At 68.9% G+C, this 22,869-nt stretch carries 21 protein-coding genes and 1 pseudogene; 6 read left to right on the top strand and 16 right to left on the bottom strand.

What is annotated here, in order from left to right; genetic code table 11:
* Positions 1-29: 29 nt before the first annotated feature.
* Positions 30-1,073, top strand: coding sequence for an FAD-dependent oxidoreductase (locus ACQPYS_RS12655; protein ID WP_063034146.1), 1,044 nt, complete (start codon positions 30-32; stop codon positions 1,071-1,073).
* A gap of 109 nt (positions 1,074-1,182) precedes the next feature.
* Here ACQPYS_RS12655 and ACQPYS_RS12660 read toward each other — a convergent pair whose 3' ends face one another.
* Positions 1,183-1,731, bottom strand: a complete 549-nt coding sequence (locus ACQPYS_RS12660) for an STAS domain-containing protein (RefSeq protein ID WP_063034147.1) — start codon at positions 1,729-1,731, stop codon at positions 1,183-1,185.
* A 284-nt stretch (positions 1,732-2,015) separates the two neighbouring features.
* Entirely contained in the window at positions 2,016-3,230 is a 1,215-nt protein-coding gene (locus ACQPYS_RS12665; protein ID WP_433492708.1) for a phospholipase D-like domain-containing protein, read from the bottom strand.
* 284 nt (positions 3,231-3,514) lie between these two features.
* Here ACQPYS_RS12665 and ACQPYS_RS12670 point away from each other — a divergent pair, with 284 nt between their 5' ends.
* Positions 3,515-4,420, top strand: a complete 906-nt coding sequence (locus ACQPYS_RS12670; protein ID WP_433492709.1) for a phosphotransferase enzyme family protein — start codon at positions 3,515-3,517, stop codon at positions 4,418-4,420.
* 95 nt (positions 4,421-4,515) lie between these two features.
* On the top strand, positions 4,516-5,103 hold the full coding sequence (locus ACQPYS_RS12675) for an HdeD family acid-resistance protein (RefSeq protein WP_063034149.1): 588 nt from the start codon (positions 4,516-4,518) through the stop codon (positions 5,101-5,103).
* Between the two features lie 67 nt (positions 5,104-5,170).
* Here the strand turns inward: ACQPYS_RS12675 and ACQPYS_RS12680 are convergent, their stop codons facing one another.
* The 4 genes from ACQPYS_RS12680 to ACQPYS_RS12695 form a co-directional block, all read right to left on the bottom strand.
* Positions 5,171-6,619 carry a DHA2 family efflux MFS transporter permease subunit gene (locus ACQPYS_RS12680; protein ID WP_063034150.1) on the bottom strand — a complete coding sequence of 483 codons (1,449 nt, stop codon included), beginning with the start codon at positions 6,617-6,619 and terminating at the stop codon, positions 5,171-5,173.
* A gap of 236 nt (positions 6,620-6,855) precedes the next feature.
* Positions 6,856-7,176 (bottom strand): hypothetical protein, encoded by a 321-nt coding sequence (locus ACQPYS_RS12685; RefSeq protein WP_063034151.1) that lies wholly within the window; start codon positions 7,174-7,176, stop codon positions 6,856-6,858.
* 10 nt (positions 7,177-7,186) lie between these two features.
* Positions 7,187-8,107, bottom strand: a complete 921-nt coding sequence (locus ACQPYS_RS12690; protein ID WP_063034152.1) for an alpha/beta fold hydrolase — start codon at positions 8,105-8,107, stop codon at positions 7,187-7,189.
* A complete protein-coding gene (locus ACQPYS_RS12695) occupies positions 8,104-8,787 on the bottom strand; it encodes a TetR/AcrR family transcriptional regulator (RefSeq protein ID WP_063034153.1) in 684 nt (227 codons plus the stop codon). The genes ACQPYS_RS12690 and ACQPYS_RS12695 overlap by 4 nt, the downstream gene beginning before the upstream one ends.
* A 285-nt stretch (positions 8,788-9,072) precedes the next feature.
* Between ACQPYS_RS12695 and lysX the strand changes: the two genes are divergently transcribed.
* Positions 9,073-12,390: a bifunctional lysylphosphatidylglycerol synthetase/lysine--tRNA ligase LysX gene (gene lysX, locus ACQPYS_RS12700; RefSeq protein ID WP_433492710.1), complete on the top strand. Its 3,318-nt coding sequence runs from the start codon at positions 9,073-9,075 to the stop codon at positions 12,388-12,390.
* A gap of 35 nt (positions 12,391-12,425) precedes the next feature.
* Here the strand turns inward: lysX and ACQPYS_RS12705 are convergent, their stop codons facing one another.
* On the bottom strand, positions 12,426-13,115 hold the full coding sequence (locus tag ACQPYS_RS12705) for a rhomboid-like protein (RefSeq protein ID WP_433492711.1): 690 nt from the start codon (positions 13,113-13,115) through the stop codon (positions 12,426-12,428).
* 237 nt (positions 13,116-13,352) lie between these two features.
* On the opposite strand from ACQPYS_RS12705, the gene ACQPYS_RS12710 reads away from it, so the two are divergent.
* Complete coding sequence (locus ACQPYS_RS12710) at positions 13,353-14,684, top strand: alpha/beta hydrolase (RefSeq protein ID WP_431938434.1); 1,332 nt, start codon at positions 13,353-13,355, stop codon at positions 14,682-14,684.
* Positions 14,685-14,801: 117 nt separating this feature from the next.
* On the opposite strand, the gene ACQPYS_RS12715 is transcribed toward ACQPYS_RS12710, so the two are convergent.
* Both ACQPYS_RS12715 and ACQPYS_RS12720 read right to left on the bottom strand, forming a co-directional pair.
* Positions 14,802-15,383, bottom strand: coding sequence for a TetR/AcrR family transcriptional regulator (locus ACQPYS_RS12715; RefSeq protein ID WP_063034157.1), 582 nt, complete (start codon positions 15,381-15,383; stop codon positions 14,802-14,804).
* Between the two features lie 11 nt (positions 15,384-15,394).
* Complete coding sequence (locus ACQPYS_RS12720) at positions 15,395-16,936, bottom strand: MFS transporter (RefSeq protein WP_433492712.1); 1,542 nt, start codon at positions 16,934-16,936, stop codon at positions 15,395-15,397.
* A gap of 215 nt (positions 16,937-17,151) precedes the next feature.
* Here ACQPYS_RS12720 and ACQPYS_RS12725 point away from each other — a divergent pair.
* Positions 17,152-17,685, top strand: a pseudogene (locus ACQPYS_RS12725) (MerR family transcriptional regulator); the annotation flags it as partial.
* Positions 17,686-17,825: 140 nt separating this feature from the next.
* On the opposite strand, the gene ACQPYS_RS12730 reads toward ACQPYS_RS12725, so the two are convergent.
* From ACQPYS_RS12730 to ACQPYS_RS12760, 7 genes are all read right to left on the bottom strand, one after another.
* Complete coding sequence (locus tag ACQPYS_RS12730; RefSeq protein ID WP_063034159.1) at positions 17,826-18,221, bottom strand: VOC family protein; 396 nt, start codon at positions 18,219-18,221, stop codon at positions 17,826-17,828.
* 198 nt (positions 18,222-18,419) lie between these two features.
* Positions 18,420-19,310, bottom strand: a complete 891-nt coding sequence (locus ACQPYS_RS12735) for a class I SAM-dependent methyltransferase (protein ID WP_433492713.1) — start codon at positions 19,308-19,310, stop codon at positions 18,420-18,422.
* A gap of 72 nt (positions 19,311-19,382) precedes the next feature.
* Complete coding sequence (locus tag ACQPYS_RS12740) at positions 19,383-19,808, bottom strand: LOG family protein (protein WP_433492714.1); 426 nt, start codon at positions 19,806-19,808, stop codon at positions 19,383-19,385.
* A 125-nt stretch (positions 19,809-19,933) separates the two neighbouring features.
* Positions 19,934-20,878: an NADP-dependent oxidoreductase gene (locus ACQPYS_RS12745; RefSeq protein WP_433492715.1), complete on the bottom strand. Its 945-nt coding sequence runs from the start codon at positions 20,876-20,878 to the stop codon at positions 19,934-19,936.
* A gap of 148 nt (positions 20,879-21,026) precedes the next feature.
* Positions 21,027-21,299: a GTP cyclohydrolase I gene (locus ACQPYS_RS12750; protein WP_373861373.1), complete on the bottom strand. Its 273-nt coding sequence runs from the start codon at positions 21,297-21,299 to the stop codon at positions 21,027-21,029.
* A gap of 102 nt (positions 21,300-21,401) precedes the next feature.
* Entirely contained in the window at positions 21,402-21,821 is a 420-nt protein-coding gene (locus ACQPYS_RS12755) for a hypothetical protein (RefSeq protein WP_063034162.1), read from the bottom strand.
* A 36-nt stretch (positions 21,822-21,857) separates the two neighbouring features.
* The gene (locus ACQPYS_RS12760) at positions 21,858-22,370 is read right to left on the bottom strand and encodes a DUF2231 domain-containing protein (RefSeq protein ID WP_433492716.1); all 513 of its coding nucleotides are present in this window, start codon (positions 22,368-22,370) and stop codon (positions 21,858-21,860) included.
* Positions 22,371-22,869: the final 499 nt, after the last annotated feature.

A 22,869-nucleotide genomic window follows, 5' to 3' on the forward strand; every position in this document is an offset into this window, starting at 1 on the left:
GTGCCTGTCCACTCGCCGAAGGAGATCCGATGATCACCATCCTGGGAAGCGGTATCGCCGGCACGGCGTTGGCCGGCGCGCTGTCGAGGGCCGGGCGGCCGGTGACGGTCTACGAGCAGCGCGACGGTGGGGGCGGCGGCGCGTTCCTGATCCTCGACGGCCGGGGGCACCGCAGTCTCGTCTCCCTGGGCGTCCCGGAAGACGAACTGCACGCGGCGTCGTACCCGCTGAGCGAACTCCGGTACACCCCCGACGACGGCGTAACCCGGCGGCGGCCCAGCGAGGGGCACCGATTCTGGTTGCGCCGCGATCTGATCGCGGTGCTGAAGCGGTTCGCGGTGCACGCGGGCGCCGAGATCGGTTACGGAAGCCCGGTCACGGAGGTGTCGATCGACGCCGCGACCGGGCATACCACCCTGCGTATCGGTGATCACACGGTGACCGCGCAGGATCTGGTGATCGGTGCCGACGGTATCGATTCGGTGGCGCGCGCGGGTACCGAACCCGGCCGGACCCCGGAATACGCCGGAGACGTGGTGGTCTACGGAATGACCGCGACGCCTGTCGAATGCCCCACCGATCCGTTCGTCCTGCACTTCCACGCCGAATCGGCCGCCGGCACCCGCCCGGCGGCGACCTTCGGCCATATCTGGCGGCCCGGTGCCGATTCGGCGCTGTGGTTCCTGCGTATCGAACGGGACGCGCTGCCGATCGCCGAGACCGGGATCGTGCCGGTGCGGCGCTGGGCCGAGACGGTGGTGGAGGCGGCACCCCGCGCCGTGCGGGAGCTGACCGCGACGCTGGTCGCGGTCACCGAACAGGTCCATGTATCCAACGCGCGCAATGTCGCGCTCGCGACCGCGGCGGTGCCGGTGGCCCCGGTGATCCTGGTCGGCGACGCGGACCACGCCATCACGCCCGCGGCGGGGGTGGGCGCGCGGGAAGGTATCGAGGACGTCGAAGCGGTGCATCACGCGATCGTCGCCGGCGGCTCTCCGGCCGAGGCCATGATCGCCCGCCGTCGCACGATCACCGAGGAGCGTGACCGGGTGGCCCGCAGAATGCGTGGGTGATCGGCCGATCCCGATCGGGCGCCGCACCGCCGACCACCACGGCATTGTGGATCATCGGGCCCGCGATGCCGCGTAGTCGGGACCGAGAGGTCTCTCACCTCGTGGCCGCTCACGGCGCGAGCGGGGCCGGGACGGCTGTCACGGCGTCCGGGAGCTCGCTGCGATCGGTGACGCCCGGGCCGGCCGGGGCGCGCATCCGCTCCTTCCCCGACTGCCCCGAAACCACCTGCGGTGTCCGGCGCGGCAGATGAACGGCGGTCAGTGCGCTCACCACCGTCGAGCACACCGGTAGCAGCGCGGTGCGGGTATCGGCCCGGGCGATCCGGGCGAGGGCCGGAACGGCGGTGACCAGCAGGATCTCGATCCCTTTCCGCCGGAACTCCTGTGCTTCGTCGGACAGCGCGGCGAGGCTGCGCACCGACAGGAAGTCGAGTCGGGTGGTGTCGACGATCAGCGCGCCCCGCGGGCCGTTCACCGTCTCCGCGGCGGCACGTACCTGCTGCCGCCACAGCGGCAGTGTGAAAGCATCCGCCTGCCCACGTACTGCCAGTATGACGATGTCCCCGCGGCGGTGGACCCGGAAACTCAGCTGATCACAGGGTGACCGCCGGGGCGCGGAGGCCGAAGGCGGCGGGCGGCGGGCAGAGGGGCGGTTCATACAGCACTCGAATCGGCTCGAGACGCGTAACGCGTCCTGGTGGGAGCGGCCCTGTGCTCTCAACGCCGGTTCATGACCCTATCCGAAGCCTAGGCGTCGCGGGCGGTGTGGGCAGGGGCCGCGCCGAACCCTTCGTTTCGTGGACCTACCCGCTGTGCGATACCGGCCGCACCCGACGGCCGGACCCGCATCGCGGGCCCCGGTTCGGGACGACGAGGACCGGTCCGGAAGCGAAACCGCTCTTTTCGTTTTCCGGCTTGTTCCCCCGCCGCCGATGGCGGGCGTCACAGATACCGGCGGATCGGCCACATCGCGGCCTCCCGGACGCGCTGCGCGAGCGAACGTCGCTGCCAGCGGGTTTCCTCGATCAGCACGCTGACCGTGGCGTCGGCGTCGAAATGCTCATCGAGCGTCGTGGTGAACTGTTCGTCGAGCACGACGAGCATGATCTCCTCGTCGTGGTCCAGCGAGCGCCGGTTGAAGTTCGTCGACCCCACCAGCGCCGCGATCCCGTCCACCGTGATGACCTTGGCATGCATCATCGTCGGCTGGTATTGCAGGATCTTCACCCCGCAGGCGAGCAGATCGCTGTAGAAATGTTGGCCGGCCAGCTGGCATACGCGTTTGTCTGTGTGCGGGCCGGGCAGCAGGATCTCCACGTCCACCCCGCGTCGCGCGGCGGCGCAGAGCAGTTCGATGAAATAGGCGTCCGGCGAGAAGTAGGCCGTGGCCAGCCGGAGCCGCTGCTCGGCCGATTCGATGACGACCCGCAGCAGGGTCTGCATATCCTGCCAGCCGAGGCTCGCCGACCCCCGGACCACCTGGACGACCGCCGAACCGTGGTGTTGCTGTGGGGCGAAGCGGTCGCGCTCGTCGAAGAGCGCGTCATGGCATTCCGCCCAGTTCTGCGCGAAGGCGGCCGCGACCCCGTCCACCGCCGGGCCCTCGATCCGCACATGGGTATCGCGCCATTCGTGCTCGTTGCGCGCGTCGCCGCACCACTCCTCGGCGATACCCACCCCGCCGGTGAACGCGGTCCGTTCATCGACAACAAGCACTTTGCGGTGACACCGGTGGTTCTGCTTGAGCGGGGAGAGGGACACCGGTCTGCGGAACCAGGCGACCTGCACTCCCGCGCGTTCCATGAGTGCCAGCAGGTCTTTCTCGATCGATCGGCTGCCGAAACCGTCCAGCAGCAGCCGTACCCGGAGACCGGCCTCGGCGCGCTCGGCGAGCGCGTAGGCGAACTGCCGGGCGATATCGCCCTGCCAGTACACGAAGGTCATCATGTCGACGGTGTGCTCGGCGTCCCGGATGGCGCCCAGCATCGCCGGGAAGATCTCGTCGCCGTTGCGGAGCGCCACCAGCGCGTTCCCCTCGGTGGCGGCGACCCCGAGGAGCCGTTCCAGCCGCCTGCGCATCCGGACCCCCGCGGTGGGGGGCTCCGCCGCGGAAGACGCCGGCTCGGCGGGCTCGCGTAGATCTCGGGTACTGGTCACGATGAACTCCTCTGCCTGCACACCGAGCGTCATGCCGGTACGGGCGCTTCCTCGGTGTGCTCCGACCTTAACCGGCGGCACCGCCTCCGCTACGCGGTGCCCTGGGGTGATCACAGGTGCGCGGAACCACCTCGGCGGGCCATACCCGATCGCTTCGGCGAAGTATCGCCGCCGACGAGAATCACACCGTCCGAGCCGAGTGGGTGCCCGTCGTGGATGCTCCCGGGACCGCGCGGCCCGGGCCGCGCCGCGGGCCGGACCGCTTACCCGGTAATAGTGGGAGCGTGATCTATATCGATCTGCCACTCACCGAGGACATCCGGACCGCGGTCGCCGCATCCTGGGGATACGAAGGCGAGAGCGAACGACTCCACGGCGGCGAGGAATCGGCCGCATACCGGGTGGGCGAGGTCGTCGTGCGGATCGGATCGCCGCGGCGCGACCCGCAGGAGATGGAGTGGTGCCACGGGATCGCCGCCGCCGCACGCGCCGTACCGGAGGTCGTGGCACCGCTGCCCCGCGCGGACGGATCGACGGTGGAGGTGGTGGCCGGGCGCCCCGTCAGCGTCTGGCCGCTGGTCGACGGCCGCTGGACCGAGAGTGCGGACCGGATCCAGTTCACCGAGGCGGCCGGTCTGCTGGCCCGGGTGCATCGTGCTCTCGCCGAGCACCGGCCCCCGCCGCGGCCGCGGCCCTCGTTCCTCGAGATCGGTCTGGACGGTGCGCCCTCGGCCGAGCTACCGGACCCGGAGCTGGACCGCTGGCTGGCCGCCTTCACCGCGACGGCGCAGGCCCAGCCCCTGCACGGTGACTACTACGAGGGCAACCTGTTGTCGCGCGACGGTCATGTGGTGGCTCTGATCGATTGGGACGAGGCCGCGATCGCCCCGCCGGAACTCGAACTGGCCTCGGCGGCGCTCGAGTTCGCCGACGAGTTCGGCCGCGACCTGTCCGGTGCCCGGGCGTTCGTCGATGCCTATCTCGGCGCGGGTGGCACCGCGGGAGAACTCGACGACATCACACTCGCGCAGCTCATGCGCCACAGGTTGCGCCGGGAAGCGGTCTACTTCGGCATCGCCGTCGCCCGTGGGGTGCGGCACGACGAGGACGATCTCGAATACCACCGGCAGCGGCTGGCGGCCTTCCATCGGCTCCGGCCGGATCCGGCCTGCCTGGGGCCCACGGTGTAGTACTCGCGGGTGCGCGGACGGCCCGTGCCGTCACCGTATCGTTTCGATCCTGGCGAATTGCCGGCAATCAACCGGCGGCGTCATATCATGCCTGCATGACATCCAGCGATACGCAGTACGAGGGGCCGTTGCATCGACTGGCCCGCAGCGCGTGGCAGGCGATGTTGGTCATCGGCCTGGTATCGGTGGTCGTCGGTGTCGTGGTGCTGGTCTGGCCCGGCCCGACGATCGTGGTCCTGGCCGTTCTGTTCGGTATCTACCTGCTGGTGTCGGGCGTCTTCCAATTGATCGCGGCGTTCGGCGGTCATGTCTCGGGCGGCTGGCGGGTCATGCTGATCGTCAGTGCGGTGCTGTCGTTCATCCTGGGTTTCTTCGCCTTGCGCCATCTCGGCGACGCCGTGCTGCTGATGGCCCTGTGGATCGGTATCGGCTGGATGTTCCGCGGCGTAGCGGTGCTGGTCGCCGCCGCCGACGCGCCCTCGGGCACCTCTGGGCGCGGTTGGAACGTCTTCTTCGGCATCGTGCTGCTGATCGGTGGCGGAATGTTGATCGTCTGGCCGTTCAATTCCGTCGCGGTCCTGACCCTGGTGGCCGGTTGGTGGTTGATCTTCATGGGCATCGTGGAGGTCGTCGGCGCCTTCCAGGTACGTGGCCGGGCGAAGGTCACGCCGAATGTCCTCTGATCTCACGCCGTCGGCAACCGACCGGCAATCGGGCTCCCGGCCTACCGGGTACCGGTCGGACCGGTGATCACCGTCGCCTGGGCAGCAGCAATGCCGGGATCAGGGCCAGTGCGATCATGGCCGGGGCGATCAGGTAGGTGTGCTGGAAAGCTTCGGCCAGGGCGGGAGTCAGCGCGGCCCGCTGTGCCGGGGCCATGGTGTGCAGGGCCTGCAATCCGCCGTCGGCCGGCAGCAGCGCGGCCAGCGTCACCGAGGTCGTCGCGGTGCCGAGGGCGAGCGCGGTGGTGCTGATCATGTTCAGCACCGTCGATCCCGCGGGCTGTTGTTCCCGGTTCAGCGGCCGGGTCGCGGTCGTCAGCACCGGCATCATGGTGCCGCCGCCGCCCGCGCCCATCAGTAACATCGTGGCTCCGAGCGCCCAGTACGGCGTATCCGCGTCGAGCTGGATCACGAACAGTACGAAACCGGTGAGCGCCACCGCGATGGAGCCGGGCAGGTAGCGACCGGGCGGGATCCGGTCGATCAGCCTGCCCGCCACCTGCATGGTCGCGCCCGATGCCAGCGCGAACGGAATGCCCAGCGCACCGGCCACCAGCGCCGATTCGCCACGCACCACCTGGAAGTACAGGGGCAGCAACACCATCGATCCGAAGTAGCCACTCGCGAACAGCGCCAGCAGCGCGGCCGACGTGCCGGTGATCCGATTGCCGAGCACCCGCAGATCCAGTAGCGGCACCGCGGTGGTCAGCGAGCGGCGCACGAACGCGGCCACGAGCCCGCCGCCCATAAGGATGGGCACCCACACCGCCGGTGTGGCGAAACCGGCGTGTTCACCCGCGGCGGTCACTCCGTAGATCAGCAGCGCCAGTCCCGGCGACATCAGCAGCAGCCCGACGACATCCAGCATGCGCGGCGGCGCCGGTGCGTCGCCGGGCAGCACTTTCACCGCCAGGAGCAGAACCAGTGCGCCCAGCGGCAGATTGATGAAGAACATCCACCGCCATGACACCTCGTCGATGAGATAACCGCCGATCACCGGACCCAGCAGCGGACCGACCAGCACGGCCAAGCCCAGTGTGCTCATCGCCCGGCCCAGCCGCTCCGGCCCGGCGGCGCGCAACAGGATCGTCATCGCCACCGGCATCAGCAATCCACCGCTCGCGCCCTGCACGACCCGGAACGCGATCAGCGACTGGATGTTCCAGGCCAGCCCGGCCAGCACCGAGCCGAACGCGAATACGGCGACCGCGGCCAGATACAGCCGCTTCGCCCCGAACCGGCCGACCAGCCACGCCGAGGCCGGCACCACCGCGCCGAGCGCGAGCGAGTACCCGGTGGCCACCCACTGGATCGTGCTCAGGCCCGCGTGGAACTGCACGGACAATCTGTTGATGGCGACGTTCACTATGGTCTGATCGAGCGTCGCCATAATCGTTCCGACCACGAGAACAAGCGCGATGGTGAGCGGATTACGGGCGTCGGCCGATGGTGCCGGTGTGGTCTCGGTGGTGATCATGGCTCTGGCTTTCGGTCCGGGCGGGGCGGTGGTACCGCCGGGTCTGGAGACCCTCCGGAAAGCCTGTAACCTCAATCGTTATTGAGGTCAATGGGTGTGAGAAATGTGACAGTCGCGGAAGCGAATGCCGGTGATGGAGTTCGTGCCGGGGTTTCGGTATGTGCGGTAGCCGGTTCCTGTATCGGCCGCCGCGGTTTCCCGAGCTCCGGCGGCTCGGGACCGCGTCCGGGGAACGATTATCGAGCGGAAGCCGACCAGCCGTAGTGGGTCGCGGTATGCCCCGCCGGCACCGTGGCCACGGGTGCGCCGCTGCAGTCCGGGGAGTTGTATACGTGGAAATCGCGAGTGCTGCGGTTGTCGAACCGGATCTCACGCTGGAAACCGCTCGCCCAGCAGGAATCGAGATCGGACAATTCCAAGTTGTTGTCGACGATCACCACTTCCCGGCCGTCACCGAGACCAGCCGATCCGGTGGGAAACGCGGCTGCGGCGGGAGCCGTGGCGGTTACTGCGGCGACTGCGAGAATAGCTGTGAGAGAGAATTTTTCGAATTTCATGTGCTCGATATTAGCTGAGCTCCGGTGAGTAATTGCCACCGGGGCCGGTTCGACGCTGCTCGATTCGACCGAGGAATTCCTCGGCCACGCGCACGAATTCGGCCGGCCGATCATAGGTGACGATATGGCCGGCTCCGGGTAAAGTGACCAGCTCTCCGCCGGGTGCTGCCGTGGCGGCGGCGGCGAGTTCGGTGTGGCCGACCAGGGTGTCGTGTTCGCCGCGCATCCAGAGGCTGGGCACCTCGAGCCCGGCCAGTTCGGTGAGGTAGTTGAGCCGCATGCGCCGGGGGCCGTACGCGTCGACCATCCAGTCGTCGAGTGCCGGTTCGCCGTACTCGGCCTTGGCGCGCGCTTCGGCCCGGACGAGGTCGAGGATCGTATCGAAGCCGGGTGTCTCGGCTCCGGCGGTGAGGCTGCCGATCATCGACTTCCGGAGTGTTTTCGGGCTGCGGGCGAGGTATTTGCTCGTGAGTTTCAACAGTCCCGGGGTGTTGATCATCGCCCAGGTGGTGAACTGGGCGGGCCGTTTCGCGCCGATACCGCCCGGTCCGATCGCGAGCAGGGCCGAGACCCGCTCGGGGTGGCGCAGGGCGTATCCGATACCGAGTCCGCCGCCGAGGGACAACCCGATGAGCGCTGTTCGGGGGAGGTCGAGCTGGTTGAGGAGGTCATCGAGGAAGTCGTCGAAGAACCGGCGGTCGAGGCGGCCGTGCCATGGTCGGCTGGCCCCGTGGCGGGGCAGGTCGATCGCATGAACCTGGTATTTCGCCGCCAGGCGGTGGGCGACATCGCGCCAGACGCCCGCGGCGGTATCGAGCATGCCGCCGTGTAGCAGCAGCACGGGTGGGCCGTGGTCGCCGGACCGGTAATGGCGGACCGGGCCGCCGCGGACGACGAGGTCGGTATGAGAGGTGAAAGCGGTGGTGGTCACAGAGGGTCTCCCGGTCGGGCGAGTTGATCGGACAGTTGGTCGAGCAGGGTGAGCTGGGCGTGGCGGGCGGCCGCGGCGTCCACCGGCCCGTCGCCGGCCAGTCCGCGGCCCGCCAGCTCCGCGAAGAGCGTGACGACGTCGCCGAACTCCGCCGGGCTCGCGGCGCCGAGGACGCCCGGGGCGTTGATCAGGCCGATGGTGAAGAAGCCGAGCATCCGGGTGATGGTCTCGCTCGGCACGGTGTCCACGACGACACCGGCTCGTTGCAGTCGTTCGATGTAGTCGGCGAGCCAGCCGAAACGCATGGCGTAACGCTGGTCGGCGACCCCGCGGACGTGTTCGCCCAGCACCGCGTCGTCGCCCAGATACAGCGCTCGCATGAGCGGTTCGGACAGCAGCGCCTCCACGCCGAACCGGTACACGGCGGGTAGATCGACCACGCCGTCGGTATCGCGCACCTGCTGGTGGACCTGTGTGGTCATCCGGCGCATGCTGCGGACGAGGACGGCGTCCAGGATGGCCGCTTTGTCGGCGAACTCGCGGTAGACGGCGCCTTTGCCGATGCCGGCGCGTTCGGCGATATCCGCGACCGTGGTGCGGGGCCATCCGGTTTCGAGGATCAGCTCGGCGGCCGCGGTCAGGATCCTGCCGCGCCGGTCGGGGACCAGAGGGCGGGGCATACGGCTCCTGCGGTTGTAGTGACCAGAATTCAATACCTGGTCACTACGGTAGCAGAGGTGTACGGCGGTTCGACAGGCGAACTGGGCGGGATCGGGATAGCCAGTAGGATGCCAACCGCTTCGAAAGGGGTTGTCGGGTCCGGCCGCGACGCGTCTTCCTGGCTTGTCCAGTGACTCCCGCGGGAAACCGGATACCGGTAGCCTTCTGTGTGCCGAAGGCGGGGGGATTTCGATGAATACAGCGACGAGAGCGATACCCGAGGCGGATCGCGAGAGGGGTCGCCGATGGCTACGAAAGCGGGGCCGACGCCTGCGCGCATCCGGCGCGGGTGGGTGGACCGCCGGGCCGAGGTTCCACACTTCGCCGCGCTTACGGTCGGAGTGTTCGCCGTCGTCGTCGCGCTGTGGAGCCTGTCCCCGATCTTGCGCAAGGTGTTGCACGTCCCTCGCGCGTACATCGACCATTACTACTTCGGCGCGCCGGATACGAGTGTCACCTGGGCGCTGGTCCTCGGCCTGCTGGCCGCCGCGCTGGCGCGCCGCAAACGAGTCGCCTGGTGGCTGCTGACGGTCTATCTGGCCGCGTTCACCCTGCTCAATCTGTTCGAGGTGATCACCGACCACAGTGTGCACGCCGGGGTGGCTCTCGGTGTGCACCTCGTGACGCTCGGCATCCTGATCGACGCGCACCGGGAATTCGGCACCCGGGTCCGGCGCGGTGCCGGCCGGCGCGCGCTGCTGGTGCTCGTCGGCCTGTTGTCGGCCGGGACGCTGCTCGGCTGGGGACTGGTCGAGCTCTTCCCCGGGACACTGGCCCCCGGGCAACGGTTCCTCTGGTCGTTGGCGCGGGTGACCGCGCTCGCCGCGGCGATCAGCCGGGAATCCGAAGTGTTCGACGGCCGTCCCGGACCGGGGCTCAACACTCTGCTCGGGCTCTTCGGCGTGGTCGCGGTGCTGGCCGCGGTTTTCGTGCTGTTCCGGTCCCAGCGCGCCGACAACGCGATGTCCGGTACCGATGAATCCGCCCTCCGCGGCCTGCTCGCCACCTCCGCCAACCCCGACTCGCTGGACTATTTCGCCACCCGCCGTGACAAGTCGGTGGTTTTCGCGCCCGACGCCACCGCGGCGATCACCTACCGGGTCGAGGCCGGTGTCTGCCTGGCGGGCGGCGACCCGCTCGGCACCGCTGCCCACTGGCCACAGGCGATCGCCGAATGGCGTGCGTTGTGCGCACGATACGGCTGGGAGCCCGCGGTGATGGGGGCGAGCGAGGCGGGCGCCCGCGCGCATGCGGCGGCCGGTGCCGCAGTCCTGCATCTGGGTGACGAGGCGATCGTCTCCACCCGCGCGCTGCGCACCCTCGGCGGCCAGCAGATGCGGTCCGTACGGCAGGCCGCCGCCCGGGCCCGCGGGCACGGCCTGCGGGTCCGGGTGCGCCGGCATCGTGACATCCCACCCGACGAGATGAGCGAGCTGATCCGGCTGGCCGATCTGTGGCGGGACACCGGGACCGAACGCGGTTTCTCGATGGCGCTGGGCCGGCTCGGCGACCGCCTCGACGGCGATTGCCTGCTCGTCGAGGCGCTGACCGCCGACGGCGAGTGCGTCGGACTGCTGTCACTGGTGCCGTGGGGTTCCTCGGGTGCGTCACTGGATCTGATGCGGCGCGGCCCGCATGCGCCGAACGGGTGCGTGGAGCTGATGGTGACCGACCTCGCGGCTGCCGCCGACGGCTTCGGCCTACGGCGACTGTCGTTGAATTTCGCGGTGATGCGATCGGTTTTCGAAGAGGGCGCGCGAATCGGTGCCGGGCCGGTCCTGCGGCTGTGGCGATCGCTGCTGGTGTTCTCGTCCCGGTGGTGGCAACTGGAATCCCTGTACCGGTCCAACGCGAAGTATCAGCCGCAATGGGTACCCCGCTTCGTCTGCTACCAGGATAAACGCTCGCTACCGCGAGTCGGTTGGGCCGCTGCGCTCGCCGAGGGTTTCGTCACGATGCCGTGGCGCAACGATCGCGGGGACGCCGCGCGAGAGCACACCGGCACGCGGATCGCGGTGCCCGCCGCGGTGCTGGAATCCGGTGCGCTGCACGCCGACGGCAGCCCGCCTCGCCTCGCGGAACCCGCCCCGGCGTCGCGCCCGCGCCGCAGACCCGAACAGGTCCGGGTCCGGATGGCCGAACTCGCCGCGCTCGGCGACGCCGGTATCGACCCGTACCCGGTCGCCGTGGCGCCGACTCATACGATCGCCGACGCGACCGGGACGGCACGCGGCACCACGGTGCGCATCGCGGGTCGGATTCTACGGCTGCGCGATTTCGGCGGCGTGGTGTTCGCGGTGCTGCGGGACTGGTCCGGCGATATCCAGGTGCTGGTCGACGCCGAGCGGGTGGGTCGCGGCCGGGTGCGCGATTTCGCCGGCTTCGATCTCGGGGACCTAATCGGTGTCCGCGGTACGGTCGGGGCCAGCCGGAACGGAACGGAATCCGTCGTCGCCATCGAGTGGCGGCTGGACGGGAAATGCCTGCACCCGCTACCCGACAAATGGCGGGGGCTGGTGGATCCCGAAGCCCGGGTACGGCAACGCTATGTGGATCTGGCGGTCAACGGGAACGCCCGCGGCCTGTTGCGGCGGCGTAGCGCCATCGTCCGGTCCATGCGCGAGACGCTCGGCGCCCGCGGCTACCTCGAGGTCGAGACCCCGATCCTCCAGCAGGTGCACGGGGGCGCGAACGCGGCACCGTTCCGCACCCACATCAACGCCTACAACCTCGATCTGTATCTGCGGATCGCGCCGGAGCTGTATCTCAAACGCCTGTGCGTCGCCGGGATACCCAAGGTTTTCGAGCTCGGCCGGGCGTTCCGCAACGAAGGTGCCGACTTCGCGCACAACCCCGAGTTCACGATCCTGGAGGCCTATGAGGCCTACAGCGACTACGAGAAGATGATGGAGTTGTGCCGCAGTCTGATCCAGTCCGCCGCGCTCGCCGCGCACGGCAGGCCGATCGTCCGGCGGCCCGGCCCGGACGGCACGCTGGTCGATATCGATATCTCCGGGCCATGGCCGGTGCGGACGATGCACGACGCGGTCGGCGAGGCGATCGGACACCGGCTCACTCCGCAGACCCCGGCGCCGGTGCTGCGGCAGTGGTGCGACGAGCGGGGGATCGCGCACCAGCCGAACTGGGATGCCGGCGCCCTGGCACAGAAGATGTACGAGCACCTGGTCGAGGGCCACACCGGGTTCCCCACCTTCTATACGAATTTCCCGACCTCGATGTCACCGCTGACCCGGCCGCATCCCACCATCGCCGGTGTCGCGGCGAAATGGGATCTGGTGGCCTGGGGGGTCGAGCTCGGCACGGCCTACAGCGAGTTGACCGATCCGATCGACCAGCGTCGCCGGCTCACCGCGCAGTCGTTGCTCGCCGCCGCCGGTAACGAGGAGGCCATGGAGGTGGACGAGGACTTCCTCCAGGCGCTGGAACACGCCATGCCCCCGACGGGCGGGCTCGGTCTCGGCGTCGACCGGGTCGTCATGCTCATCACCGGCGGCAGCATCCGGGAATCGCTGGCGTTCCCGCTGGCGAAACCGCACGGATAGCCGAGACCCAGTCGAGCCTCGGGCGGTTGCCCGGGTCAGGAGGTACGGGCCCGGCGTCGTCGCCACTCGGTGACCGGGTCCCACTGCGGCGCGGTCCGGCCCCGGGTGAGCGGGTAGGCGGCCAGTCCGATCAACAGCGCGGCGAAATGCCCGATCGCGGTGAAGTTCGGGTCGGTCACCAGCGGAATGCCGAACCACAGGAGGCTCGCGCCGAGATACAGCCACCGCCATGGGGGCGCCATGTGATAGGTGAGAACCCCGACGATGCCGGCGAGGAAGTAGCTGACACCGATATCGCGCACGTCGATCATACCGGGATCGGCGTAACCGCGCTGAATGGCCAGGGCGAGTATGCCCTGGCTGATATAGGTGGCCCCGACGTGCGCGGTGAGACCGGCGATCGCCCAGCGCAGCGAGCCGAGCCACCGTTCGGCCGGGGCATGGAAGACACAGAACAGCAGCAGGTACGGGAACCAGAAGTAGCCGGCGACCCACAGCAGACTGGTGACGAGGACATGCACCGGATCGGATTCGAGATGACGGAGGTTGGTCGACCGTTCACCGAGGACGCGCTGTAGATCGTCGAGCGGCAGCAGATGCTGGACGATCGTGGTGATCAACAGCAGCATCAGCCAGGCGAACGTCCACGGCGCGCTGCGCACGTAATGCCATACGAAGGCTGTGCCACGGTGCACCGCGTGGCCGGTATCGGCTGTCTCACTCATCGGCGGCCCTCCCGGTGGAAGTCCTTCGCCACGAGGGCTGCGGTCGCCCGGCCGACCGCTACCGGTTCCGCGAGCTCCGCGTTTCCCGACGCGGACGGCTGGCGGTACGGGCCGACTGTCCTACAGCCTTCGGGTACGACACTACCCAGGTCAGGTGCGCCTCGGCGGCAACTGCACGAGGTTTCCGACAGGCATACGGCCGGGCGGGCGCCCGGCGGCGGCCGCATACTGGACATTATGTCGTGGACCGGGCTCCGGGCGGGGGTGCTCGACCTTCCGGTGACGACGACCGGAGCAGTGTTCGTGTTCGTCGTCGTCACGGCGGTGGGTCTGGCGACGCTGGTCACCCGGGTGCAGCGCCGCTGGCTGCTCGTCGGGCTCAGCACGGTGGCGGTGGGGAGTGTCGCGGTGGTGGCGCTCGCCGCGGTGTTCGTGGAGAAGGTGTGGCGGCCTTTTCCCGACCGCCTGCCGGGGGTCGTCTATGTGTGGTCGGGGGTGGCGGTTCTCGCGATCGCGCTGCTCGTCGGCCGGTATATCGTGCGGCGGCGGGATCGGTCCCGGCCGCTGGTCGCCGCGGGGCTCCTCGGGATGGCGGCGGCGGTGGTGCTCTGTGCCGCAGGCGGGATCAACGCGGTCTACGTCGCGTATCCGACGGTACGCACGGTCCTCGGCATCCGCGACTTCCGCACTGTTCCATTCGATGCCGCCCTGGCACCCGGGCCGGGAGCGGCGGCGAATCCGCCGCTCGCGAGTTGGACGCCCCCCGCCGATCTGCCGAAAACCGGTGCGGTGACCGAGACCGATATTCCCGGGGCCGTCTCCCGGTTCTCCGCTCGTGCGGCGCGGATCTATCTCCCGCCCGCCTACTTCGCCACGCCACGACCCGACCTGCCGGTGCTCGTGCTCTTGGCGGGCCAGCCCGGCAGTACCGCCGACTGGCTGGTCGGCGGCCGGCTGACCGAGACCATGGATGCGTACGCGGCCGGGCACCGGGGTCTCGCGCCGATCGTCGTCCTCGCCGACGGCACCGGCGGTCAGTTGCGCAACCCACTCTGTGTCGATTCGCGCCTCGGGAACGCCGCGACGTACCTGAGCGTCGACGTGCCGACATGGGTGCGGGCCCACCTGCAGGTCGACCCGGATCCGCGGGCGTGGGCCGTCGGTGGTCTGTCCTCCGGCGGTACCTGTGCCGTGCAACTGGCGACCACCCGCCCCGAGGTGTATCCCACATTCCTGGACATGTCCGGGCAGGCCGACCCGGGCCTCGGCGACCGGGACACCACGATCCGGGAGGTTTTCGGCGGGGACGCGGCGGCCTTCGCCCGTAACGATCCCGCCGAGCTACTGGCCCACAACAGCTATCCCGGCTCGGCCGGTGGGTTCGTGGTGGGCCTCGGTGACACCGAATATCGTGGTGCAGTGGAGCGGCTCGCCGTCGCGGCGCGGGCTGCGGGAATGGACGTTCACCTCACCGAGGTGCCGGGTTCGCACAGCTTCGCCGTATGGTCCGCCGGCCTCGAGAAGGAGATGCCGTGGCTCGGCCACCGGCTCGGCCTGGACGGGTCGTAACGGCCGATACGGTCGCGGTCCATCCGTTCGCCTCCTGTCATGGTGATGGAGGCGGCGATGCCGCGGCGCGGGAGGTTCGCGACCCGAGTGAGGGCGTCGGTCGCCTGCCCGCTGCGGCTACCGACCGCCGCCGAGTAGAGCCTTGCGGAGGACTGCCCGGATGTGGGCGGGGTCGGCTTCGCGGTCGTCGAGGAGGATGGCGGTGCACAGGCCGTCGGACAAGGCCACAAAGGCCTCGATCGTCTCGGTGTCGTCGGTGTGTGCCCGGGCGAGTTCGGCGACATTGTCGCGCCAGCGTCGCGCGATCGGCCGCAGGGCCGGTCGGCGGGCGGCGAGGGTCGACAGTTCGCGTTCGGCGAGTGCTCGCTCGCGTCCGGGTCCGCCGGATTCGACGATCAGCTCCGCCAGCCCGGCCAGTGGATCGTCCGCGGTGTCGATGAGTTGTCGAATACGGCGGGTGTATTCGTCCGTCACGCTGGTCAGGGCGGCTATCAGCAGGTCGTCCAGGGTGGCGAAGTAGTAGAGCGTCAGACTGGTGGTGATGCCGGCTTCCTTGGCGACGGTGCGGTGGGTGACGCCGGTCGCGCCGTCACGTCGGACGATCTCGAGCGTGGCCTCGATGATCTGGGCGCGTCGAAGCCGACCACGCTGTTTGCGCCCGTCGACCGTCTCGTGTCCACTGTTTTCTTCGGCCGTCATTGCCTCATCTGTCATAGATCGGTCCCGGGTGTCGAGGCTATCGACTCCGCGTCACGGTCGGCTTTGCCGGGGGGCCGGAGGTGCCGAAGCATCACGAAGCACACCGAGGACGCGAAGGCGATGGCGACGCCTGCGACGAGGGCGGCCGTGCCGAGGCCGTCGGTGAATACGCTTCGCGCATGGTCGAAAGCCTCGGCCGGGATCCGGTCCACGACCGATGAGGCGCCGGAGAGGCTGGTGCCGTAGGTTTCGGCCACGGATGCCGGCAGACCGGAAGGTGTTTCGATCTCGCGGCGGTAGATGGCGGTGGTGAGGCTGCCCAGGAGCGCGACGCCGGCGGCGATGCCGAACTCTTGAACGGTCTCGGACAGAGCCGCCGCCGAACCGGACTTGTCCGGTGGCGCAGCACCCATGACGATGTCGGTACCCAGTGCGGCGATGACCCCGAGACCCAGGTAGACGAGGGCGAATCCGGCGACGACAGCCGGCTTGCTGTCGGTCCCGGCCGAGGCCAGCAGCCAGTATCCGGCCAGCGACAGCGTCAGGGTGCCCGCCATGATGACGCCGGGGGATACCCGGCCGGACAACAGCGGGGCACCGATCGCGCCGATGAGCATGGCCAGCGCGGGCGGGCCCATCCACAGCCCGGTGTCGGTCGGCGACAGGCCGGTCACGAACTGCAGGTACTGGGTGACCAGGAACATCACGCCACCGAACCCGGCCAAGCCGATCAACAACACCGATAGGGCCGCGGTGAAGGCCGGGTTGGCGAACAGCTTCATATCGAGCAGCGGTTCCGCGAGCCGCAGCTGACGCCGGACGAATGCGACGGTAGCGCCACCACCGAGCAGGATTGCGGCCGCGGTCTGGATATCGATGCCGTGGACGGCGACATGTTTGATCGCATAGATGATCGGCAGCATGGCCGCCAGGGACAACCCGACGCTGAGCATGTCGAGTCCACCTGCGCGCGTGCGGTACTCCGGAAGCAGCACGGGTGCGCCGGCCAGGACCAGCAAGGCGACGGGCACCGCGATGAGGAAGACCGCGCCCCACCAGAAGGTGGTGACCAGTATTCCGCCGACGACCGGGCCCGCGGCCATCCCCGCAGCGAACATCGTCGCCCACACCCCGATGGCCAATGCTCGTTGCCGGGAGTCGGTGAACATGGTGCCGATCAAGGACAGGGTCGAGGGCATCAGCGTCGCTCCGGCCACGCCGAGAAGTGCGCGCGCCACGATCAGCCACAGCGTGCCGGGAGCGAACGCCGCGAAGACGGAGGCCGCGGCGAACGCCGACACTCCGATCATCAGCAACCGGCGCCGTCCGATCCGATCACCCAACGTACCCATCGTGACCAGGAATCCGGCGATGAAGAAGCCGTAGGCGTCCATGATCCACAGGGTCTCGGTCGCGCTCGGGGCCAGGTCCACGGTCAGCTTCGGTACGACCAGGTAGAGCGCGGTCACATCCAGCCCCAACAGCATGGTCGGCACCGCCAGCAACCCGAGACCACTCCATTCACGCCATCCGGCGACCCGTCCCGCGGCCATCCCGGCTCCTCTCTCTATTTGAACCATCGTACTAGTTGTACCATCGTTCAAATATTGGCGAAAGGGGCTCCCCGGGCCGGCTCAGGAGAGTGCTCCCTCGGCACGGCGTGGGCCCGGGTCCGGTCGAGTTGGTCCGGTTTGAACCTCACGTAAGGTCAGGCTCTACCGTCGACGCCACCGGCGTACGGTGCGCCGGTGGAAGTGGGATGAAATGCATGGACCGGCACGGAACCGAGCGTGTATGGAAGGTCGGTGAACTCGCGGCCGAGGCCGGACCGACGGTGCGGACGTTGCCTCACTACGACCGCATCGGGCTGGTGCGGCCCGCGGGGCGGACGAGCACCGGCCACCGGCTCTACACCGCCGGCGACGTCGAGCGTCTCTACCAGGTGCTTGCCCTGCGTCAACCCGGCCTGGGTTTGGACCCGATCGCGGACCTGCTCGCGGGCACTGTGGCGATGACGCAGGTACGGTCCGCTCACCGCGACTATCCGGCCGCGCAATTGGCCGCGACCCAGGAACTCCATGCCCCGGTCGCGGCACTGGCCGCGAAGGCGGAGAACCGGCCAAACGCATCCGCGGATCGCTTCCTGGAATTGATCAGGAGGACCGTCATGGTCGACGACACCTTCAAGGAATATTTCACCGAGGGGCAGTTGACGCAGCTCGCGCAGCGTCGTGAGGATCTCGGTGAAGAGCACATCCGGCAAGCCGAAGCGGGATGGGCCGTGCTCATCCCGAAGGTCGACGCGGCGATCGCCGCCGGTGTGGATCCGGCTTCGCGCGAGGCGCAGCAGATGGCGGAGCGCTCATTCATTCCTCCCGGAATCCGCGCACGGTCGGCGAAATCGACCGTGCCGCCGAGTGTCCGGCCTTTCCGACGCTCGATTCACCGAGCGGGACCGAGCAGATCCCATCGGTTGCCCGCGATGTCCAGGAAAACCGCGACGCGACCATACGGTTCGGACCGCGGTTGCGTCACGAACTCGACACCCGCCGCGACCAGCCGGTCGTATTCGGATCGGAAATCGTCGACCCGCAAGAAGAATCCCACGCGCCCGGCGACCTGACCGCCGACGACGCCGGTCTGCCGATCGCCATCCGCACGTGCCAGCAGGATCCCGGTCTGCGCGCCCGACGGACGAACGACCACCCATCGCTTCGGCCTGCCGTCGTCGGTCAGTGACGGCACATCCTCGACCAGTTCGAACCCCAGCACCGCGACGAAGAACTCGATTGCCGGGTCGTACTCCGCGACCACGATCGCCACCAACTCGAGATGCATCCCTCGAGCATAGGGAGCATCGTCCGCCCGGGCGCGCCCCTCGGCTGTCGGTCGCGGAAAACAATGGCCGCGTCGTGATATGGGTGGGATGTCCGGCAGGGGTTGTCCTCGCTTTTTCGGCGGCATCGCCGGCCGGGCCGACCGCAGATCGGTCGTGCCCGGGGCGGAGGCATACAAGCCGAACTGGCCGGGAAATCCTCAGCGGCTCGCCCGTAGTATGCGGACCGGGCGCAGTGCCTGGGGTGGTTCGCCCTCGAATTCCGCGGATCCATCGAGGTATCCAGCGATGAGGTCCGCGGCGGAGTGGTCTTCGACGTCGGTGAAGCCGAGCGCGCGCAACCGTGCGGCGATATCGTCGGAAGCGAAGTAGCTGAACCAGGGTTCGCCGACAGCCGCCGCTCGATTCGCGCGCGCCTGCAGCTGCGCGCGATCCTCGTCGGTGTCTGCCGACCGGAGGTAGTCGAAGATCACCTCGGTCGGTTCGGATTGACGAGCGATGTATTCGAGGGTGCTGCGGGCGGCGTCCGGGGTCAGATAGAAGACGACACCGAGCCACACGAATACCGCCGGATCGGTCCGGTTGAATCCGGCGGCTTCCAATCGTGTCGCCAGGGTGTCGGTTTCGAAGTCGACCGGTACGAAGGTCAACTGTTCGGGCCGGTCGATACCGGATGCGGCGAGGTGTTGATGCTTCCACGCTTGGGTATCGGGATGGTCGACCTCGAAGACACGCAGGCCGGGATGCGGGTTGCGGTAGGCGAAGGTATCCAGGCCCGCGCCGAGGATCACGACCTGCCGCGTGCCGGCCGCGACCGCCTCGGCCACTCGGTCCTCGGCGAAACGGGCACGAGCGGCAAAGAACAGGCGGCGCGGCCGATCACCGACGGCCAGCCGCAGGATCCCCGGACCGGTACCGCTATCGAGACCGTCCTCCGCGGGCCGGCCCAATTCGGTCAGCTCATTCGCAGTGACACCCAGCAGGCGTGCCGCCAGTGGATCGGTGAGAATCATCGGCCGATCAGCGATTTGATGATAGGCGCGTGCGTAGGCAGCCGCGAGCGCTGTCCGGCTGGGTCCCTCATCGTCCATACTCGAGAGGCTACTCACGAACGCGACGCGATGGCTACGCTGTGCATCGCTCGGTCATCAGCCTCCGCAAACTCATTCCGAACCGATCTCTTGGTCGGCCCTGCTTTGCGCCAATGCTGCCCGCACGGCGGCCGGCGGGCTGGTTGCCGTGACGGCCGCCGTGATGGGGTTGCCGTCGGCGTCGAGGATCTTCCAGCCGCCGAGCGTGATCACCGGAGTGTTCCCGCGGTGATTGGCGAGAGCGAGTTCGGACAGCGTTCCCCAGGAACCGCCTACGACGATGACCGCATCGGCGGACCGGACCAGGATGGCATTACGCGCCTCTCCCATGTTCGTGTACAGGACAGCAGACAGTCCCTCGCAGATTTCGGCCGGGTCGGTATCGGGGCGGACGCCGATGACCAGACCGTTGTCGGCGGAGGCCCCTTGCGCCACCGCGGCCATGACCCCGCGCCCGCCACCGCACAGCACGGTGGCTCCGGCTCGGGCCGATAGCATTTCCCGACCGATCCGCGGACCTGGCGAATAGCCTGCGTGTTCATCGTCGAACGCAGGCTCACGGCAGCGACCGAGCGATATCCGTGCGGGCCCGGCACATTGAGGAGCGCGGCGGCACCGGCCGGTCAGGAGAAGTCCAGGACCACCCGGCCGCGCAGTCCGCCGCGTTCGAGCAGGCGGTGGGCTTCGGCTGCTTCGGCGGCAGGGAGCACCTCGGCGACATGTAGGGTGAGCGTGCCGTCTTCGGCATAGCGGCGCAGGGTGTCCAGCCGTTCGGTGTCGGTGATGCCGTCGGTGACCATGACCGGGCACACTCGGATCCCGCGTTCGGCCGGCCCGGACCAGCCCCGCAACTCGGCCAGTGTGCCGCCGTCGGCGACGGCGGGCAGGGTTCGGGTGGTCTGCATCGACCCGTCCACGAGACCGGGAACGCCCTGCGTCAGCAGCGCCCGTATGCGGTCGGCGACATCGGCGCCGCGGGCGACGACGTGGTCGGCGCCGAAGCCGCGTACCCGGTCGTTATCGTGCGGGGCGGCATCCGCGACGACGGTCAGGCCGTCGGCCTTCGCGAGCTGCACCGCGTATCCGCCGACTGCACCGGCCGCCCCGGTCACCGCTACGGTGGCGCCGGCGGGCACGGCCAGCGCGTCCAGGGCGAGGCGGGCGGTCATGGCGTTCATCAGCAGGGTGGAGGCGGCGGGGAAATCGGCGCCCTCGGGAGCGGGCACCACCGAGGCGGCAGGCACGACGACCTGTTCGGCATAGGCTCCGCCGCGTGGACCGGTGAACAGCACCATGGCGATCACGCGCTGGCCCACGCCCAGCCGGTCACCGGTTCCCGGGCCGAGTTGGTCGATTACGCCGGCGGCGTCCATCCCGGGCACGAACGGCGGCCGCCGGTCCGGCATCCGCACCGCGTGACCACCTGTGCGCAACAGGACATCGGTCGGGTTCACGGCGGCGGCGTGTACACGGATGCGGACCTCGCCCGGGCCGGCCTGAGGTTCGGGCAATTCCAGCAGTCGCAATACGTCGGGACCGCCGAATTCGTGCAAACCGATAGCCTTCATACCCCGCCGCAACCCGTTGCGGCGGTACGGTATTCCCGGGCGCCGAGTCGCCCGCGGAGGCTGAGCGGCCGCACTGCTCGGGCCTGTCTTCGTGAGGTGCCGATATCCGGCCCGTCGGTATCGGCGCCCGGCGGCCGGAGGTGGCGCGTTACGGGCCGATTCCGACGAGGTCCTGGCGGGATCGGGCGTCTGCGTGCAAGGTGCCGAGCAGCGTGGAGGTGACCGTGGTGGTCCCGACGGCTCGCACTCCGCGCAGGGTCATACAGGTGTGCTCGGCTTCGATGACCACGTCGACGGCCTTGGGCTGCCCTCCTCGTTCGGGAAGGTGGTCAGATCGAACGCGTGCGGGGGTGAACAACTCGGCATAGGCCCGGGCCATCCGCCCCGGCGTGGCCTGGACAGGTTCGCTGTCCAGCCGCACGCCGAGGTTGGTCAGAAAAGCGCGGGCGGCGTCCTCGGCGGCGGTCGGTCGGATCGATCGCGCTGCTGTCGTGGACGAGGCGCAGGGCAGGCCGGGACATGATCAGCTTCCCCCGACACCGAGCGCGGTGAGCAGCACCAGCACGAGGGTGGCGACCGCGAACACGCCGTGCCCGCCGACGATCGCCACCGGGAAGTGTCGCTCGGGCGGCGTCTTGCCCACCAATCCGGTGGTTCGGGAGCGGTAGACCGGCAGCCAACGCGCCAGCATCACGAACCCGAGCAGCGCGACGGGAACCAGTAGTCCGAAGGCGACCCAGGCCAGCGCGACATTGTCGACGGCGAGGTAGACGATCCACACCACCAGCCCGGCCACGGCGAGCAGGAAGTGCCCGAATACCACCGGAACGGGAAGGTGGCTGGAATCCGAATCACGTGCACCGCCTTTGGCGATCCACGTGCCCAGCAGGACGAAGCCGCCGACCGCGGTGAGCAGCCAGAGGATCAGAGCCGCGATGCCCATGATGACTCCTGATGAAGAGAAGGGACAGAGGAGAGGTCAGCGCCGGAAACCGGTGGCCTGGGTGCGCTCGTCGGCGACCCGGACACCGTAGTGATAGGCAAGCTTGCCGCCCAGATAACCCGACACCGCCAGCACCACGACGGCGACGATCGACAGGGTCAGCGGGCCACCTGCGACGGCGGCGCCGGCATCGGTGCCGGCGACGCGCCACCAGAAATCGAGTGCGAACGCCACGGTGACCGCCAGATTCAGGCTCATGTGCACCAGCGCGATCCGGAAAGCGGGTGTGCCGGTCGGGATGGCGAACAGATCCAGGAATCCGACCGTCGCCGCGGCGAGCGCGCCCAGCACCCCGATCGCGATCAGCCACTGCGCGCCCCGCGCCAGGAATCCGGGGTCGTCGACCAGGCGCGAGCCGATATCGAAGACCACACTTGCCAGCCACGCTCCGATCGGCACGGTGACCAGGATCGGATGGAACGGGTGTCCGTACGGCCCGGCCAGCACGGCGCTGACCGGGCGTTTGGCCTGCCGCCAGTCCTCGGTCATGACAACCTCCGCGTATTGGCGCCGTTGCCGCACTGGATGACGATCTACGCCGGAACATGTGCTGGTTCATCCGGCGCGCCGGACGTCCCGTGACCCGCGACGAAGCCGCCGAACACGTCGGGATATTCCGCAAACTCGCCGCGTTCCACCTCGACGAACTCGTCGGCATCGGGCTACTGCGGGCCCACTACGAACACACCGGCGGGATCCGTCGCGTCGGACGGGCGCCCAAGGTGTACGAACCCGCCGACATTGAAGTACAGATCAGCATTCCCGAACGCCGCTACGAGATTCTCGCCGAAATATTGATGCAGGCCGTCCTCACCGAGGTTACCGGGGAATCCGCACGCGAGGCCACCCTGCGGGTCGCCGGGGATCGGGGCACCGCCACTGGTCGCGAAATCCGTGCGCGGTTACGGCCGGGACGATTCGGCGCCGACGCGCCATCACCGTCCTGGTCGCCACGCTCGGCGAACAGGGCTTCGAACCCGCGCGCACC

The organism is Nocardia grenadensis (assembly GCF_050942415.1).
GTDB classification, from domain to species: domain Bacteria; phylum Actinomycetota; class Actinomycetes; order Mycobacteriales; family Mycobacteriaceae; genus Nocardia; species Nocardia grenadensis.